This is a genomic window from Streptomyces sp. NPDC025793 (genome assembly GCF_055558375.1).
The window spans coordinates 1-17,648 of record NZ_JBVHMR010000021.1; the positions used below are offsets into that span (position 1 = coordinate 1).

General features: G+C 69.6%; 9 protein-coding genes, 1 tRNA gene and 1 rRNA gene. 10 read left to right on the forward strand and 1 reads right to left on the reverse strand.

From position 1 onward, the window contains the following. The 3 genes from rrf to ACZ4MF_RS31680 all read left to right on the forward strand — a co-directional run. Positions 1–88 (forward strand): 5S ribosomal RNA (gene rrf / locus ACZ4MF_RS31670); the annotation flags it as partial. A 116-nt stretch (positions 89–204) separates the two neighbouring features. Beyond that, the gene (locus ACZ4MF_RS31675; protein ID WP_358658226.1) at positions 205–867 is read left to right on the forward strand and encodes a DegT/DnrJ/EryC1/StrS family aminotransferase; all 663 of its coding nucleotides are present in this window, start codon (positions 205–207) and stop codon (positions 865–867) included. Positions 868–951: 84 nt separating this feature from the next. Beyond that, a tRNA-Thr gene (locus ACZ4MF_RS31680) sits at positions 952–1,027 on the forward strand. Positions 1,028–1,097: 70 nt separating this feature from the next. On the opposite strand, the gene ACZ4MF_RS31685 is transcribed toward ACZ4MF_RS31680, so the two are convergent. After that, on the reverse strand, positions 1,098–3,857 hold the full coding sequence (locus ACZ4MF_RS31685; RefSeq protein ID WP_467495541.1) for a SpoIIE family protein phosphatase: 2,760 nt from the start codon (positions 3,855–3,857) through the stop codon (positions 1,098–1,100). A 408-nt stretch (positions 3,858–4,265) separates the two neighbouring features. Here ACZ4MF_RS31685 and ACZ4MF_RS31690 point away from each other — a divergent pair, with 408 nt between their 5' ends. The 7 genes from ACZ4MF_RS31690 to ACZ4MF_RS31720 all read left to right on the forward strand — a co-directional run bounded on the left by ACZ4MF_RS31690 (position 4,266) and on the right by ACZ4MF_RS31720 (position 17,594). After that, positions 4,266–9,722: a HAMP domain-containing protein gene (locus tag ACZ4MF_RS31690; RefSeq protein WP_467495542.1), complete on the forward strand. Its 5,457-nt coding sequence runs from the start codon at positions 4,266–4,268 to the stop codon at positions 9,720–9,722. A 319-nt stretch (positions 9,723–10,041) separates the two neighbouring features. Beyond that, positions 10,042–10,725: a response regulator gene (locus tag ACZ4MF_RS31695; protein ID WP_467495545.1), complete on the forward strand. Its 684-nt coding sequence runs from the start codon at positions 10,042–10,044 to the stop codon at positions 10,723–10,725. Between the two features lie 124 nt (positions 10,726–10,849). Further along, complete coding sequence (locus ACZ4MF_RS31700) at positions 10,850–13,594, forward strand: DNA translocase FtsK (RefSeq protein ID WP_467495547.1); 2,745 nt, start codon at positions 10,850–10,852, stop codon at positions 13,592–13,594. A 287-nt stretch (positions 13,595–13,881) separates the two neighbouring features. Further along, entirely contained in the window at positions 13,882–14,724 is an 843-nt protein-coding gene (locus ACZ4MF_RS31705; protein WP_356033562.1) for a helix-turn-helix domain-containing protein, read from the forward strand. A gap of 94 nt (positions 14,725–14,818) precedes the next feature. After that, positions 14,819–16,291: a 30S ribosomal protein S12 methylthiotransferase RimO gene (gene rimO / locus ACZ4MF_RS31710; protein WP_467495549.1), complete on the forward strand. Its 1,473-nt coding sequence runs from the start codon at positions 14,819–14,821 to the stop codon at positions 16,289–16,291. Further along, positions 16,288–17,052 (forward strand): CDP-diacylglycerol--glycerol-3-phosphate 3-phosphatidyltransferase, encoded by a 765-nt coding sequence (gene pgsA, locus ACZ4MF_RS31715; protein ID WP_467495551.1) that lies wholly within the window; start codon positions 16,288–16,290, stop codon positions 17,050–17,052. The genes rimO and pgsA overlap by 4 nt, the downstream gene beginning before the upstream one ends. Continuing rightward, a complete protein-coding gene (locus ACZ4MF_RS31720; RefSeq protein WP_356033570.1) occupies positions 17,049–17,594 on the forward strand; it encodes a CinA family protein in 546 nt (181 codons plus the stop codon). The genes pgsA and ACZ4MF_RS31720 overlap by 4 nt, the downstream gene beginning before the upstream one ends. Positions 17,595–17,648 lie beyond the last annotated feature (54 nt).

Sequence of the window (17,648 nt, forward strand, 5' to 3'; positions counted from 1 at the left end):
CGGTTACATTCCGAACCCGGAAGCTAAGCCTCACAGCGCCGATGGTACTGCAGGGGGGACCCTGTGGGAGAGTAGGACGCCGCCGAACAATTCTTCCAAAAAGGTCGGATCCTGAACTTCGGTTCGGGGTCCGGCCTTTTTACCGTTCACTTAACGTGTCGTTCATGTTGCGCGCCGAACATCCAGCACATGGGAACTGCTGCAATGCTCAGGGCCGCGGGTGTCGGAGTCGGTGACGAGGTCGTCGTACCGGCCTTCGGGAACGTCGAAGTCGCCGAGGCCGTGACCCTGGCCGGCGCGCTCCCGGTGTTCGCCGACATAGACCCGTTGACGTACTGCATCGATCCCGGTGCCGTCGAGGCGGCCGTAACTTCGCGTACTGCGGCGGTCGTTGCCGTGCATCGCTTCGGACGGCGGGCCGACATCGGGCGGTTGCACGCGCTGGGGCAGCGGCAGGGCCTGCTCATGCTGGAGCAGGGCGAGTCCGAGGCACCGCACGACGAGATAGCGCAGCGTCGGCAGCGGGCCGCCTACCTGGATGCCAAGCTCAAGGGCGTACGGACGCCGGACGGGGGCGACGGGCACACGTATCAGCAGTACGTGGTGCGGGTGCCGGGGAACGGCCGGCCGGACCGGGACGCCTTCGCACGGGCCCTGCGGGCCAAGGGAGTTGAGTGCCGGGTGCCCGTGAAGACGCCGGTGCACCGGCTGCCGGAGTTCCGGCGGTGCGTGTCGCTGCCCGAGACCGAGCTCGCGGCCGACGAGACGCTCGCGCTGCCCGTCGACGCCACGCTCACCAAGCGGGAGATGCAGCGCATCGTTTCGGCGTGCAACGCGCTCGGAGGTCTGCTCCAGCCCGCCTTCTGAACGGCTCCCGAACGAATTTGGGAACCCGGGCCGGTTCGGGGTACAGTTTCTTCGTCGCCGCGAGGGAAACCTCGAAAAGGACAGGCCCCTATAGCTCAGTCGGCAGAGCGTCTCCATGGTAAGGAGAAGGTCAACGGTTCGATTCCGTTTGGGGGCTCCAGCAGAAAAGGGCTCCACCCTCTCGGGTGGGGCCCTTTTTCATGTCCTCAAGGCCTTGAGACCTCAAGGCCTCATGCCTCCTGGTGAATTCCCGGGACCCGCATCGCCAGAATCGCCATGTCGTCCGACGGAGCGTCGGACGCGAAGCGTTCCACGGCGCGCATGATGCGGGCCGCGACCGCTCCGGCCGTCAGGCCCGTGCACGTGGTGAGGACGTCGGCGAGGCCGTCGTCGCCCAGCATGCGCGTGCCCTCGCGGCGTTCGGTGACGCCGTCCGTGACGCAGAGCAGAACGTCGCCCGGATCGAGGGTGACGGTCTCCTCGTACAGCTCCAGGTCCTCGATGACGCCGAGCAGCGGCTGGGGTTCGGCTGCCGCGACCACCGTGCCGTCCTGGCGCAGGCGCAGCGGGAGCGGGTGGCCGGCGCAGACCACCTTCAGCTCCGCGCTGCCGTCCTCCTGAAGGCGCATCTCGCCGTAGAGGAGGGTCAGGAAGCGGCTGCGGTCGCCCTCGTCGAGGATGGCCGAGTTCAGGCGCTCCAGGACCGCGGGGCCGGAGAGGCCTTCGCGCGCGAGCAGGCGCAGGGCGTGCCGGGCGAGGCCGGTGACCGCCGCGGCGTTGGGGCCCGTACCGCAGACGTCGCCGATGGCGAAGCCGTAGGCGCCGTTGCCGATCGGGAAGAGGTCGTAGAAGTCACCGCCGACCTCGTTGCCCTCGCCGGCCGCGCGGTAGATGACCTCCACCTCGACGCCGTCGATATGCGGGGTGCCGGGCGGCAGGAGGCTGCGCTGGAGGGCCTGGCTGATGGCCGTGCGCTCCGAGTACAGGCGGGCGTTGTCGAGGGCGAGTGCGGCCCGGCGGGACAGGTCCTCGGCCAGTTCCAGGATTTCCTGGCGGAAGTGTTCGTCGGTGGGCTTGCCGAGGACGAGCATGCCGATGACGCGGTTGCGGGCGACGAGCGGCAGGACGACCGTCTCGCCGCCGACCGCGGAGGCGGTGGCCAGGGTCGGGCCGATGCTGGAGGAGATCCGGTGGGTGGGGCTGCCGGACAGGCCGAGGGTGCGCATGGAGGTGCGCAGGGCCGCTTGGTGGGCCACCTCGGCGGGGACCGTCCACACGCGGGCGCCGGGGGTCGGCACCGGGTCGGGCGGGGCGATCTTCGAGAGCAATGACTTGATGCCGTCGATGAGTTCCTCGTCCTCGTGCAGGACGTAGGACAGATAGGGGTCCGAGGCCTGGTCGGCGATCGTGTAGACGGCGCACCAGGTGGCCAGGGTCGGGACCGTCATCTGGGCCATGAGGGCCAGCGTCTGGTCGCGGTCGAGCGTGCCGGCCAGCAGGTCGGAGGCTTCGACGAGGAAGCTGAGGGAGCCGCGGCGCAGGCGTTCCAGTTCGCCGAGGCGAGCCGACTCGACGGCCAGGGCGATGCGGTCGGCGGCGAACTGGAGGCGCAGCGCCTCCTCGTTGGAGTATCTGCCGGCTCCCTCGGCGGCGACGCCGAGGGAGCCGGTGAGGCGGCCCTCGACCTTGAGCGGGACCGTGACGACCGAGCGCATGCCGGTGCCGGACAGGAGGGGTACGGCGCCGGGTACGGCCGTCAGGTCGTCGTGGACGGCGGGCATGCGCGCGGAGCCGTAGCGTCCGGGGCCGGCCTCGACGGGCACGCGCGCGAAGCGCTGGCGGGCGGAGGGCAGGCCGGTCGAGGCGCGGACCTCCAGCTCGGTCTCGTCGTCGGTGGCCAGCAGCAGGAAGGCGGAGTCGCCGTCGAGCATGTCACGCGCGCGTTCCACCGTGCGCTGGAGCAGACCGTCGAGGTCGTCCGGGGCGGGGGAGCCGATGAACACCTCGAAGGGGTCGGCGTTCGGGCCGTCGGAGGGCTGATTCTGGTCGCTTGCCGGGACGCGCAGCGGCGTCTGGAGGACGGCGCGCTCGTGGTCCCGTACCAGGAGGCACACGGTGGAGGGCTCGCCGCCGGTGTCGCGGACCCGGAGGTGTGAGGCGTAGACCGGGGTCACGCGGCCGTCGGCGCCGCGGATGCCGTAACTGCCCTCCCAGCGGGAGAGCTGGAGGGCCTCGGCGACGCCTGTGCTGGTGCCCGGGGTGTGCGGCCAGGCAGCGAGTTCGGTGAGAGGCCTGCCGATGACCTCGGACGCGGGGTAGCCGAAGAGTTCCTCGGCGTCCTCGTTCCAGGCGGTGAGGGAGCCTTTTCGGTCGACCTGGAGGACGGCGACCCGGACCCGGCCGTCGGCCAGCGGCAGCAGCTCGGCGGGCAGGGACGGCCCGGCGGAGCGGGTGCCGACCGGGCGCTGGGGGAGATTGAGCTGGAACCAGACGTTCTTGTGGGTGGGGGTGTAGTCCACGCCCCAGCGGGCGGCGAGGGCCGCGCACAGCTGGAGGCCGCGGCCGCCCTCGCGGTCGGGGCTGCCCATCGTGGCGGCGGCGCTCTGGAGGGGGACCTCGCGCTCGGGGTAGTGGTCGGAGACCTCGATGCGCGCGCCGTCGTCGGTGCGCAGGCACAGGACGTCCGCGTGTGTGCCCGCGTGGACGACCGCGTTGGTCACCAGTTCGCTGGTGAGGACGACGGCGTCGTCGACGATGTCGGCGAAGCCCCAGCCCTGGAGCGTGTCGCGGACGAAGGACCGGGCGGTCGCGACGGACCGCCCGACGGGCTCGAACGTGGCGGCCGCGCGCGCGGTGATCACAGAACTCCTCGGCCGGTTGTCGACGTGCAGGGCAGCATGGCCGGCCGGCTCGCTTCGCTGCTGGGGCAGCAGCTCGCCCGTCGGCTGTGGCTCCGGGGGCTGTCCCCCGGGGATGACTCCGGTGGTCATGGTCTGCGGCCGCCCCTCCGATGCCCCTCGTGCTCGTGCCACCGCCCAGGCCGGTCGGACCGGTGCGGCTGGACAGCCGGATGCAAGGTTACTTACCTTCGCCGTCCGTGCGGATGCCGGTCGCCGGTGATTACCCCCCACGGTGTGCGGGCGATGTGCGAAGCTGCCGAACTGTTATGGCCTGGTTCGGCCTGGGTGAAACACTGGGCAAGCTTCTGATGAAGGTCGGGTCGGGTTGCGTGTGTTCCGTGTACGGCGGGCAGCAGCCTCTGGTGCGGCCGGATCTCATCTGGCAGAAATACGCAGCAGTAATGGATACGCGGAAGTATCCGGTATGCCGATGACCGGCGACCGGTGCCGAAGCGGCAGAGCACGGCAGTAGCGGTCTACCCCTCCGGGAGGGACACAGTGGAGTCTGGCGCGGCGACGCGTGGCACGAAGACGCGCGCGAAAGGCGGACCGTCCCTGGGCAGGAGCGGCGGCACCACCGCCGTGGACACGGCTGCCCTGAACCGGCTGCTGGCGGCTCTCGTATCGATGCGTGACGGAAACTTCCGCAAACGGCTCACCGTGTCCGGTGACGGCGTGATGTCGGAGATCGCCGCCGTCTTCAACGAGGTGGCCGACCGGAACATGCATCTGACCGGGGAGCTGTCCCGGGTACGGCGCATGGTGGGGCGTGAGGGAAAACTCACGGAGCGGCTGGAGACGGGGGCTTGCGAGGGCTCGTGGGTGACCGCCATCGACGCCTCCAACGCGCTGGTCGACGATCTCGTCTGGCCGGTGTCGGAGGTCAGCCGGGTGCTGACGGCGGTCGCCGAGGGTGATCTGTCGCCGCGGATGGAGCTGCGCACGCAGGCGCCGGACGACGGTGCCGGGCATCCGCTGCGCGGCGAGTTCCTGAAGGTCGGGCGTACCGTCAACAACCTGGTGGACCAGCTGTCGACGTTCACCGACGAGGTCACGCGCGTGGCCAGCGAGGTCGGCACCGAGGGCAAGCTCGGCGGGCAGGCCCGGGTGCGCGGGATGTCGGGTTCGTGGAAGGACCTGACGGAGTCCGTCAACACGATGGCCGACCGGCTGACGGCGCAGGTGCGGGACATCGCGCTGGTGACCACGGCGGTCGCCAAGGGTGATCTGTCACGCAAGGTGACCGTCCACGTGGCCGGCGAGATGCTGGAGCTGAAGAACACCGTCAACACGATGGTGGACCAGCTGTCGGCCTTCTCCTCCGAGGTCACGCGCGTGGCCCGTGAGGTGGGCACCGAGGGCATCCTGGGCGGCCGGGCGCAGGTGCCCGAGGTGGCCGGTGTGTGGAAGGAGCTGACCGACTCCGTCAACACGATGGCGGGCAACCTGACCGCGCAGGTGCGGGGGATCTCGCAGGTCACGACCGCCGTCGCGAACGGTGATCTGTCGCAGAAGGTGACGGTTCCGGCGCGCGGTGAGGTCGCGCAGCTGGCCGAGACGATCAACCAGATGACCGAGACGCTGCGCATCTTCGCGGACGAGGTCACGCGCGTGGCGAACGAGGTCGGCGCGGAGGGGCGGCTCGGCGGTCAGGCGAACGTGCCGGGCGCGGCCGGGACCTGGAAGGACCTGACGGACTCGGTCAACACGGTCTTCCGGAACCTGACGACTCAGGTGCGGGACATCGCCGCCGTGACGACCGCCGTGGCCAGTGGTGATCTGTCGCAGAAGGTCACGGTGGACGTGGCCGGCGAGATGCTGGAGCTGAAGAACACCGTCAACGGGATGGTGGACCAGCTGTCGGCGTTCGGTGCCGAAGTGACCCGTGTCGCGCGGGAGATCGGTGTCGAGGGTGAACTGGGCGGTCAGGCACAGGTTCCCGGTGCCGCCGGTGCATGGAAAGACTTGACGGACTCCGTCAACACTGCATTCCGCAACCTCACCGGCCAGGTGCGCAACATCGCCCAGGTGACCACGGCGGTGGCGAACGGCGACCTCTCGCAGAAGGTCACCGTCGACGTCTCCGGCGAGATGCTCCAGTTGAAGAACACCGTGAACACGATGGTGGACCAGCTGTCGAGCTTCGCCGACCAGGTCACGCGGATGGCCAGGGACGTGGGCACGGAGGGCCGGCTGGGCGGTCAGGCCCGGGTGGACGGCGTGTCGGGCACGTGGAAGGAGTTGACGGACTCCGTCAACTTCATGGCCGGCAACCTGACCTCGCAGGTACGGCAGATCGCCCAGGTGACGACGGCGGTGGCGCGGGGTGACCTGTCGCAGAAGATCGACGTCGACGCGCGCGGTGAGATCCTTGAGCTGAAGAACACGATCAACACGATGGTTGATCAGCTGTCCGCCTTCGCCGACCAGGTCACCCGGGTGGCCCGGGACGTGGGGACCGAGGGGCGCCTCGGCGGCCAGGCGCAGGTGCCCGGTGTGGCCGGCGTGTGGCGGGACCTGACGGACTCCGTGAACGGCATGGCCGGCAACCTGACGGCCCAGGTGCGCAACATCGCGCAGGTCGCCACGGCGGTGGCCCGCGGTGACCTCTCCCAGAAGATCACCGTGGACGCGCGCGGAGAGATCCTGGAGCTGAAGAACACCCTGAACACGATGGTCGACCAGCTGTCGTCGTTCGCGGAGGAGGTCACCCGGGTGGCCCGTGAGGTGGGCACGGAGGGCATCCTCGGCGGTCAGGCCGAGGTGCAGGGCGTCTCCGGCACCTGGAAGGACCTCACGCAGTCCGTGAACTTCATGGCGAACAACCTGACGATCCAGGTGCGCAACATCGCCGAGGTCACGACGGGGGTGGCCAAGGGCGACCTGTCCAAGAAGATCACTGTTGACGCCAAGGGTGAGATTCTTGAGCTGGTCACGACGGTCAACACCATGGTTGATCAACTGTCCAGCTTCGCCGAGCAGGTGACCCGAGTGGCCCGTGAGGTGGGCACCGAGGGCATCCTGGGCGGCCAGGCGCACGTGCCGGGCGTCACCGGCATCTGGAAGGACCTGAGCAACAACGTCAACCTGATGGCCAACAACCTGACCATGCAGGTGCGCAACATCTCGCAGGTTTCCGCGGCCGTCGCCAACGGCGACCTGACGCGGCAGGTGACGATCGAGGCGCGCGGTGAGGTGGCGCAGCTCGCCGACACCATCAACACCATGGTGAAGACCCTGAGTTCGTTCGCCGACCAGGTCACCAAGGTGGCCCGCGAGGTGGGTACGGACGGCATCCTGGGCGGCCAGGCCCACGTCCCGGGTGTGGCCGGCACCTGGAAGGACCTCACCGAGTCCGTGAACCAGATGGCGTCCAACCTGACCGGTCAGGTGCGCAACATCGCCATGGTCACCACGGCCATCGCCAAGGGTGACCTGACCAAGAAGATCGACATTGACGCCCGCGGCGAGATCCTTGAGCTGAAGACGACGATCAACACGATGGTTGATCAGCTCTCAAGCTTCGCCGAGGAGGTCACGCGCGTGGCGCGTGAGGTGGGCACCGAGGGGCAGCTGGGCGGCCAGGCACGCGTGCGTGACGTCGACGGCACCTGGCGGGACCTGACCGAGTCGGTGAACGAGATGGCTGGGAACCTGACCCGGCAGGTGCGGGCCATCGCGCGCGTGGCGACCGCGGTGACCCGCGGCGACCTGAACCTGAAGATCGACGTGGACGCGTCCGGCGAGATCCAGGAACTCCAGGACTACATCAACAAGATGATCGCCAACCTGCGCGACACCACGATCGCCAACAAGGAGCAGGACTGGCTCAAGGGCAACCTGGCCCGGATCTCCGCCCTCATGCAGGGCCGCCGCGACCTGGAGGACGTGGCGTCGCTGATCATGAGCGAGCTGACGCCGGTGGTGTCCGCGCAGCACGGGGCGTTCTTCCTGGCCATGCCGATGGTCGAGGGCAAGGCCGTGGGCAACGGCGAGGACAACTACGAGCTGCGGATGCTGGGTTCGTACGGCTACTCGATGGGCTCGATGCCGACGTCGTTCCGGCCCGGCGAGGCGCTGGTCGGCACGGCCGCCGAGGAGAAGCGCACGATCCTGGTGTCGGACGCGCCGAGCGGCTATCTGAAGATCTCCTCCGGGCTCGGCGAGGCCCCGCCCGCGCAGGTGATCGTGTTGCCGGTGCTGTTCGAGGGCAAGGTGCTCGGCATCATCGAGCTGGCCTCCTTCACGCCGTTCACGCAGATCCAGAAGGACTTCCTCAACCAGATCGCCGAGATGATCGCGACGAGCGTCAACACCATCTCGGTCAACACCAAGACCGAGCTGCTGCTGAAGCAGTCGCAGGAGCTGACCGAGCAACTGCGCGAGCGGTCGGCCGAGTTGGAGAACCGGCAGAAGGCGCTGCAGGCCTCCAACGCCGAACTGGAGGAGAAGGCAGAGCTGCTGGCCCGGCAGAACCGCGACATCGAGGTGAAGAACACCGAGATCGAGGAGGCCCGCCAGGTTCTGGAGGAGCGCGCCGAGCAGCTCGCGGTGTCGATGCGTTACAAGAGCGAGTTCCTCGCCAACATGTCGCACGAGCTGCGCACCCCGCTGAACTCGCTGCTGATCCTGGCCAAGCTGCTCGCCGACAACGCCGAGGGCAACCTCTCGCCGAAGCAGGTCGAGTTCGCCGAGACCATCCACGGCGCCGGTTCGGACCTGCTCCAGCTCATCAACGACATCCTCGACCTGTCGAAGGTCGAGGCGGGCAAGATGGACGTGTCGCCGACGCGTATCGCGCTCGTGCAGCTCGTGGACTACGTGGAGGCCACCTTCCGCCCGCTGACCGCGGAGAAGGGCCTGGACCTGTCCGTACGGGTCTCCCCGGAGCTGCCCGCGACCCTGCACACCGACGAGCAGCGGCTGCTTCAGGTGCTGCGCAACCTGCTGTCGAACGCGGTGAAGTTCACCGACTCGGGTTCGGTGGAGCTGGTGATCCGGCCGGCCGGCGCGGACGTGCCGGTGGGCATCCGGGAGCAGTTGCTGGAGGCCGGTGCGCTGACCGATCCGGAGGCGCCGCTGATCGCGTTCTCGGTGACGGACACGGGAATCGGCATCGCGGCCAGCAAGATGCGGGTGATCTTCGAGGCGTTCAAGCAGGCGGACGGCACGACCAGCCGCAAGTACGGCGGCACCGGCCTGGGCCTGTCGATCTCGCGGGAGATCGCGCAGCTGCTCGGCGGTGAGATCCACGCGCAGAGCGAGCCGGGTCGCGGCTCGACGTTCACCCTGTATCTGCCGCTGCACCCGAGCGAACTGCCGCCTCAGGGCTACCAGCAGTCCGTGCCCCCGCTGGGGGCGGGCGAGCTGCTGGCCTCGGAGGCGGAGCCGTCCTCGGAGCTGTCCGCGGTGGAGATCGAGACGCCGGCCGAGGTGAAGTCGTACCGCGAGACGCAGAACGGCCCCGCGGCGCTCTTCCGGCGCCGGCGGCGCGCCCTGCCGCAGGGTGAGCTGAGGGCGGAGCGCTGGTCGGCCCTCGAACACGAGGGCACGGCGCACCCCGCGCACGTGGTGCAGTTCGGCGGTGAGAAGGTGCTGATCGTCGACGACGACATCCGCAACGTGTTCGCGCTGACCAGCGTGCTGGAGCAGCACGGTCTCTCGGTGCTGTACGCCGAGAACGGCCGCGAGGGCATCGAGGTGCTGGAGCAGCACGACGACGTGGCGGTCGTACTGATGGACATCATGATGCCGGAGATGGACGGGTATGCGACGACCACGGCGATCCGCAGGATGCCGCAGTTCGCCGGCCTGCCGATCATCGCGCTGACGGCGAAGGCCATGAAGGGCGACCGGGAGAAGGCGATCGAGTCGGGTGCCTCGGACTACGTGACCAAGCCGGTCGACCCTGACCACCTGCTGGCCGTGATGCAGCAGTGGATGGGCGCGAGGTGACCCTCGGACGCGAGGTGACGCGAAAAGAGGTTCACCGGGATGTGAATACCCGGGGAACCTCTGGCGGGCGTCGGGAGTTGCCCCTGTGGGGCGGCTGCGAAGGTAGGGCCCGAGAGAGCTGTGCGCGTATGGGAATGCCGGATTCCGGGAACCATCCGGGCCTCCGAGGCGTTTCCGCTACGTGCACAGTGACATCGCGGTGACAGGGTGTGGCGACGGGCGGGGTGCGGCTACGATGACCGGCACAAGGACGGGCGGCGATAGGGAGTCGTCCCCTGGGGCGGCGCCCGGTGTACCGCCGGGGCGAGGAGGGCGGGCCATGGTGCAGAAGGCCAAGATCCTCCTGGTCGATGACCGGCCGGAGAATCTGCTGGCGCTGGAGGCGATCCTCTCGGCGCTCGATCAGACGCTGGTGCGGGCATCGTCCGGGGAGGAAGCGCTCAAGGCACTGCTCACGGACGATTTCGCGGTCATTCTGCTGGACGTCCAGATGCCTGGCATGGACGGTTTCGAGACGGCCGCACACATCAAGCGGCGGGAGCGGACGCGGGACATCCCCATCATCTTCCTCACGGCGATCAACCACGGCCCGCACCACACCTTCCGGGGCTACGCGGCAGGCGCGGTGGACTACATCTCCAAGCCGTTCGACCCGTGGGTGCTGCGCGCGAAGGTCTCGGTCTTCGTCGAGCTGTACATGAAGAACTGCCAGCTGCGTGAGCAGGCGGCGCTGCTGCGGCTCCAGTTGGAGGGCGGCGGCAAGGGCGCGGTCGGCGGCGGCAAGGAGTCGGCCGGGCTGCTCGCGGAGCTGTCGGCGCGGCTCGCGGCCGTCGAGGAGCAGGCCGAGGCGCTGTCCAAGCAGCTGGACGACGACTCGGCGGACGCGGCCGCGGTGGCCACGGCGGCCCATCTGGAGCGCAAACTCACCGGGTTGCGCCGCGCACTCGACGCCCTGGAACCGGGCGCCGGTGCCGGCGGTCCGTCGGTGTCGGCGCAGAACTGACGTGATCCCGGGCACCGGTTGCCCATGAGCACACGTCAGTTCCGAGTCCCCGCAAGGGCGACACGAACGGGTGAAGATGTGGGCACACGTGTCCCCTGTCGTCTCCCCCGGTAACCTCACACCCATGGCCTCACGTCCCTCCGCAGCCAAGAAGCAGACCGCCAAGAAGGCGGCGGCTCCCGCGAAGGCTCCGGCGAGGAAGGCCGCAGCGAAGAAGGCCCCGGCCAGGAAGGCGCCCGCCAAGAAGGCGCCGGCGAAGAAGGCCGCGCCGCCGAAGCCGGCACCCAGCCCCACCGGGGGCGTGTACCGGCTTGTGCGCGCCCTGTGGCTCGGCGTCGCGCACGCCGTCGGCGCCGTCTTCCGCGGCATAGGGCGGGGCGCGAAGAACCTCGACCCGGCGCACCGCAAGGACGGCATCGCGCTGCTGCTGTTCGGTATCGCGCTGATCGTCGCCGCCGGCACCTGGGCCCACCTGAAGGGCCCCGTCGGCGATCTCGTGGAGATCCTCGTCACCGGCGCCTTCGGCCGGCTCGACCTGCTGGTGCCGATACTGCTCGCGGTGATCGCCGTACGGTTCATCCGCCACCCGGAGCAGCCGGAGGCCAACGGGCGGATCGTGATCGGTCTGTCCGCGCTCGTCATCGGCGTGCTCGGGCAGGTCCACATCGCCTGCGGCTCGCCCGCGCGCGCCGACGGCATGCAGGCGATAAGGGACGCCGGCGGCCTCATCGGCTGGGCGGCGGCGACCCCGCTGACGTACACCATGACCGACGTGCTCGCCGTACCCCTGCTGGCGCTGCTGACGATCTTCGGTCTGCTGGTGGTGACCGCCACCCCCGTCAACGCCATCCCGCAGCGCCTTCGCACGCTCGGCGTACGCCTGGGCGTGCTGCACGACCACGAGGCCGAGGACTTCACCGAGGACGACGAGCGCTACGACGAGCAGTGGCGCGAGGCGCTGCCCGCGCGCCCGCGCAGCCGCTCTGCCGCCCCCCAGCCGTACGACCCCGACAGCGCCGAGGAAGAGGCCCTCTCGCGGCGTCGCGGGCGTCCCAGGCGTTCCGCGGTGCCCCAACCGGATCCGCAGCGCCAGATGGACGCTGTGGACGTCGCGGCGGCCGCCGCTGCCGCGCTCGACGGCGCGGTGCTGCACGGCATGCCGCCGTCCCCTCTGGTCGCCGACCTCACCCAGGGCGTCGGCACGGGCGGGCGCGAAGAGACCACCCCGGTGCCGACGCCCGAGCCCGAGCCCGCCCCGGCTCCCGCGCCCTCGCCGGTGCCGGCCGCGCGCCCCAAGCAGGAGAAGCTCACGGCCGGGACCGTTCCCGACCTGACCAAGAAGGCCCCCGAGGAGCCCCGCGATCTGCCCCCGCGCGCGGAGCAGCTCCAGCTCGCCGGGGACATCACGTACGCGCTGCCCTCCCTGGACCTCCTCACCCGCGGCGGCCCCGGCAAGGCGCGCAGCGAGGCCAACGACGCGGTCGTCGCCTCGCTCACCCAGGTCTTCTCCGAGTTCAAGGTCGACGCGGCCGTCACGGGCTTCACCCGCGGCCCGACGGTCACCCGCTACGAGGTGGCGCTCGGCCCCGCAGTGAAGGTCGAGCGGATCACCGCCCTGACCAAGAACATCGCGTACGCGGTCGCCAGCCCGGACGTGCGGATCATCAGCCCCATCCCGGGCAAGTCCGCGGTCGGCATCGAGATCCCGAACACCGACCGGGAGATGGTCAACCTCGGCGACGTGCTGCGGCTCGCGGAGTCCGCCGAGGACGACGACCCGATGCTGGTCGCCTTCGGCAAGGACGTCGAGGGCGGGTACGTGATGCACTCGCTGGCGAAGATGCCGCACATGCTGGTCGCGGGCGCCACCGGCTCCGGCAAGTCGTCCTGCATCAACTGCCTGATCACCTCGGTCATGATCCGGGCGACCCCGGAGGACGTCCGGATGATCCTGGTCGACCCCAAGCGCGTCGAGCTGACCGCGTACGAGGGCATCCCGCACCTGATCACGCCGATCATCACCAACCCCAAGCGGGCCGCCGAGGCGCTTCAGTGGGTCGTCCGCGAGATGGACCTGCGCTACGACGACCTCGCGGCCTACGGCTACCGGCACATCGACGACTTCAACCAGGCCGTCCGCGACGGCAAGGTCAAGCCGCCGGAGGGCAGCGAGCGCGAGCTCCAGCCGTATCCGTACCTGCTGGTGATCGTGGACGAGCTGGCCGACCTGATGATGGTCGCGCCGCGGGACGTCGAGGACTCGATCGTGCGCATCACGCAGCTCGCGCGCGCGGCCGGCATCCACCTGGTGCTCGCCACCCAGCGCCCCTCGGTCGACGTGGTCACCGGTCTGATCAAGGCCAACGTGCCCTCCCGGCTGGCCTTCGCCACCTCCTCGCTGGCCGACTCCCGGGTCATCCTCGATCAGCCGGGCGCCGAGAAGCTGATCGGCAAGGGCGACGGCCTGTTCCTGCCGATGGGGGCGAACAAGCCGACCCGTATGCAGGGCGCGTTCGTCACCGAGGCCGAGGTCGCGGCCATCGTGCAGCACTGCAAGGACCAGATGGCGCCGGTCTTCCGGGACGACGTCACCGTGGGCACCAAGCAGAAGAAGGAGATCGACGAGGACATCGGCGACGACCTCGACCTGCTGTGCCAGGCGGCCGAGCTGGTCGTCTCCACGCAGTTCGGGTCGACCTCCATGCTCCAGCGCAAGCTGCGCGTGGGCTTCGCCAAGGCCGGGCGGCTCATGGACCTCATGGAGTCCCGCAACATCGTGGGGCCCAGCGAGGGCTCCAAGGCGCGTGACGTTCTCGTGAAGCCCGACGAGCTGGACGGCGTGCTCGCGCTGATTCGCGGGGAGTCTTAGGGGTAAAGGCGTGGGGGGCCGCCCGCCCGATGCGGGTTGGGCCGGGTGGCGGCCACGCCGTGATCCACCCGTTAGAGATCGGCGGGCAACCGTTTCCCTTTGCGGTACGTCAAGTTGAGCGAAAGGGCAGCCGCGGACCCCGGGCCCGGGGACGTGTCCGTCCCGCCATTGGGATGAGCGGTTGTTCTGATGGCGTACAAATAGCACCGCCCTGTCGCCCCAACCTTTCGTACCCCCCTAGACTGAACCTCCAGCACAGGTGGCTCACACGCTCGAAAGGCGCCCCCGTGTCCATCGGCAACTCCCCTGAAGACGAGCGTCCGTTCCCAGACGAGTCCCAGGAAGCCCGTGTCTCCGTGGGCCGCGCTCTCCAGCAGGCGCGGATCGCGGCCGGGCTCACCGTGGACGACGTCAGCAGTGCCACTCGGGTCCGTATCGCCATCGTGCACGCCATCGAGGCGGACGACTTCGCCCCCTGCGGCGGTGACGTGTACGCGCGCGGGCACATCCGCACGCTGGCCAAGGCCGTCCACCTGGATCCCACGCCGCTGATCGCCCAGTACGACGCCGACCACGGCGGCCGCCCCGCACCCACCCCTGCCGCACCTCTGTTCGAGGCGGAGCGGATCCGGCCCGAGCGGCGCGGGCCGAACTGGACCGCTGCCATGGTCGCCGCGATCGTCGTCGTGATCGGCTTCGTCGGCTTCACCGCGCTCAAGAGCGGCAGTGGCGCAAACGACTCCAAGACGCAGGTCGCCGAGGGCACCTCGCCGTCCACGACCAGGTCCGCCTCGCCCACTCCGACGAAGGACAAGCCCGCCGCGCCGAGCACCGAGCCCTCCGACAGCGCCATCGCCGCGGCCCCGCAGGACAAGGTGACCGTGCAGGTCAGCGCGCCGAACGGGCGCAGTTGGATCAACGCCAAGGACCACAACGGCAGGATGCTGTTCGACGGGCTGCTGAAGAAGGGCGAGTCCAAGACCTTCCAGGACAGTTCCAAGATCAACCTGATCCTCGGCGACGCCGGCGCGATCGAGCTGTACGTCAACGGCAAGAAGATCGACGACAAGTTCCAGCCGGGCGCCGTGGAGCGCCTCACCTACACGAAGGGTGACCCGGTGGCGGGCTGACCGGTCCCGCCGGATCGCAGATGTGACGGGGTTGGCCAAGATCGGCCAACCCCGTCGACGTGGGCTGTCAGTGAGACAAAGTAGTCTTGAGCCCATGCCTGAACGCCGTACCGTCGCACTCGTCACTCTCGGCTGCGCTCGTAACGAGGTGGATTCCGAGGAGCTCGCAGGCCGTTTGGAGGCGGACGGCTGGCAGCTCGTCGAGGACGCCGCGGACGCCGACGTCGCCGTGGTCAACACCTGTGGCTTCGTCGAAGCCGCGAAGAAGGACTCCGTCGACGCCCTCCTGGAGGCCAACGACCTCAAGGACCACGGAAGAACCCAGGCCGTCGTGGCGGTGGGCTGCATGGCCGAGCGGTACGGCAAGGAGCTGGCCGAGGCGCTGCCCGAGGCCGACGGCGTGCTCGGCTTCGACGACTACGCGGACATCTCCGACCGCCTCCAGACCATCCTGTCCGGCGGCATCCATGCTTCCCACACCCCGCGGGACCGTCGCAAGCTGCTGCCGATCAGCCCGGCCGAGCGGCAGGAATCGGCCGCCGCCGTCGCGCTGCCCGGCCATGGCCCGGCCGACCTCCCGGAGGGCCTCGCCCCCGCGTCCGGCCCGCGCGCGCCCCTGCGCCGCCGGCTGGACGGCTCCCCGGTCGCCTCGGTCAAGCTCGCCTCCGGCTGCGACCGCCGCTGCTCGTTCTGCGCCATCCCGTCCTTCCGCGGCTCCTTCATCTCACGCCGCCCGAGCGACGTGCTGAACGAGGCGCGCTGGCTGGGCGAGCAGGGCGTGAAGGAGATCATGCTGGTCTCCGAGAACAACACCTCCTACGGCAAGGACCTGGGCGACATCCGCCTGCTGGAGTCCCTGCTGCCGGAGCTGGCCGAGGTCGACGGCATCGAGCGGGTGCGGGTGAGCTACCTCCAGCCGGCCGAGATGCGCCCGGGGCTCATCGACGTCCTGACCTCGACCCCCAACGTCGTCCCGTACTTCGACCTGTCCTTCCAGCACTCCGCGCCGGACGTGCTGCGCGCGATGCGCCGCTTCGGCGACACCGACCGCTTCCTGGAGCTGCTCGACACGATCCGCTCCAAGGCCCCCGAGGCGGGCGTGCGCTCGAACTTCATCGTCGGCTTCCCCGGCGAGAGCGAGGCCGACCTGGCGGAGCTGGAGCGCTTCCTGACCGGCGCCCGCCTGGACGCCATCGGTGTCTTCGGGTACTCCGACGAGGAGGGCACGGAGGCGGCGACGTACGAGCACAAGCTCGACGAGGACGTCGTCGCCGAGCGGCTCGCGCACATCTCCCGGCTGGCCGAGGAACTGGTCTCGCAGCGCGCCGAGGAGCGCGTCGGCGAAAGCGTGCGCGTCCTGGTCGAGTCCGTGGACGAGGAAGAGGGCGTCTACGGCCGTGCCGCGCACCAGGCGCCCGAGACCGACGGCCAGGTGCTGCTCACGAGCGGCGAGGGCCTGGGTGTCGGACGTATGGTCGAGGCGAAGGTGGTCGGTACGGAAGGTGTCGACCTGGTGGCCGAGCCGCTGGCCGGTTCGCTCGCGTGTAGTGAGGAGGCGGGCAGATGACCGGAGTCCCGGCATCCGCCGCGGGCGGCTCCTCCGGTGCGCAGGGCGCCCGGGGTCCCGCCGCCGCTGCCGACGGCGTACGGTCCGAGGTCTCCGGTTCTGCCCCAGGTCCCGACAGCGGCAGCGGCGGCAAGCCCGCGCGCGGCGGGAAGATCACGGCCGCGGCCGTCAACCAGGCGAGTGTCTGGAACGTCGCCAATCTGCTGACGATGCTCCGGCTGGTCCTGGTGCCGGGTTTCGTGGCGCTGATGCTGGCGGACGGCGGCTACGACCCGGCCTGGCGCTCGCTGGCCTGGGCGGCCTTCGCCATCGCCATGATCACCGACCTGTTCGACGGGCATCTGGCGCGCACCTACAACCTGGTCACAGACTTCGGGAAGATCGCCGACCCCATCGCCGACAAGGCGATCATGGGGGCGGCGCTCGTCTGTCTGTCGGCCCTGGGCGATCTGCCCTGGTGGGTCACCGCGGTGATCCTCGGCAGGGAACTCGGCATCACACTGCTGCGTTTTCTGGTCATTCGCTACGGCGTGATCCCCGCCAGCCGGGGCGGCAAGCTCAAGACGCTCACCCAGGGCGTCGCCGTCGGGATGTACGTCCTGGCACTGACGGGGTGGCTGGCGACTCTGAGGTTCTGGGTGATGGCCGTGGCGGTCGTCCTCACTGTCGTCACCGGTCTCGACTACGTAAGACAAGCCATTGTGCTGCGCCGCCAGGGAATCGCCGAGCGTGCGGCAGCGTTGGAGGATGAGGAATCGTGAGTTCCACGGCCACCGAACTGGTGCGACTACTGACGGTGAGGGGCGAGAGCCTCGCCGTCGCCGAGTCGCTCACCGGTGGTCTGGTGGCGGCGGAGATCACGGGAGTCCCCGGAGCCTCCAAGGTGTTCCGGGGTTCGGTCACCGCCTACGCCACGGAGCTGAAGCACGAGCTGCTCGGTGTCGACCCCGCCCTGCTGGCACGGCAGGGTGCGGTGGATCCGCAGGTCGCGGCCCAGATGGCGGCCGGAGTGCGCAAGGCTCTCGGTGCCGACTGGGGCATCGCTACCACCGGGGTCGCCGGGCCCGACCCGCAGGACGGCAAGCCCGTCGGGACGGTGTTCGTCGCGGCCGACGGGCCCGTCACCGGCCGTGCTGGTTCTGCCGGTGGCGGAAAAGTGGAGGCTCTGCGGTTGAACGGCAGCCGTGCGGAAATTCGTATGGAGAGTGTACGGAGCGTACTCGCACTGCTGCTTGAGCAGCTTGCGGGCGAACAGACCGGGAATGAGCGGGCACAGGATACGGAACGGAACGGGGGGTTTTGATGTTTGCAGCCCTGAGTGAACACGACATCGCTCCCCGCACGGCCGCAGCGCGAG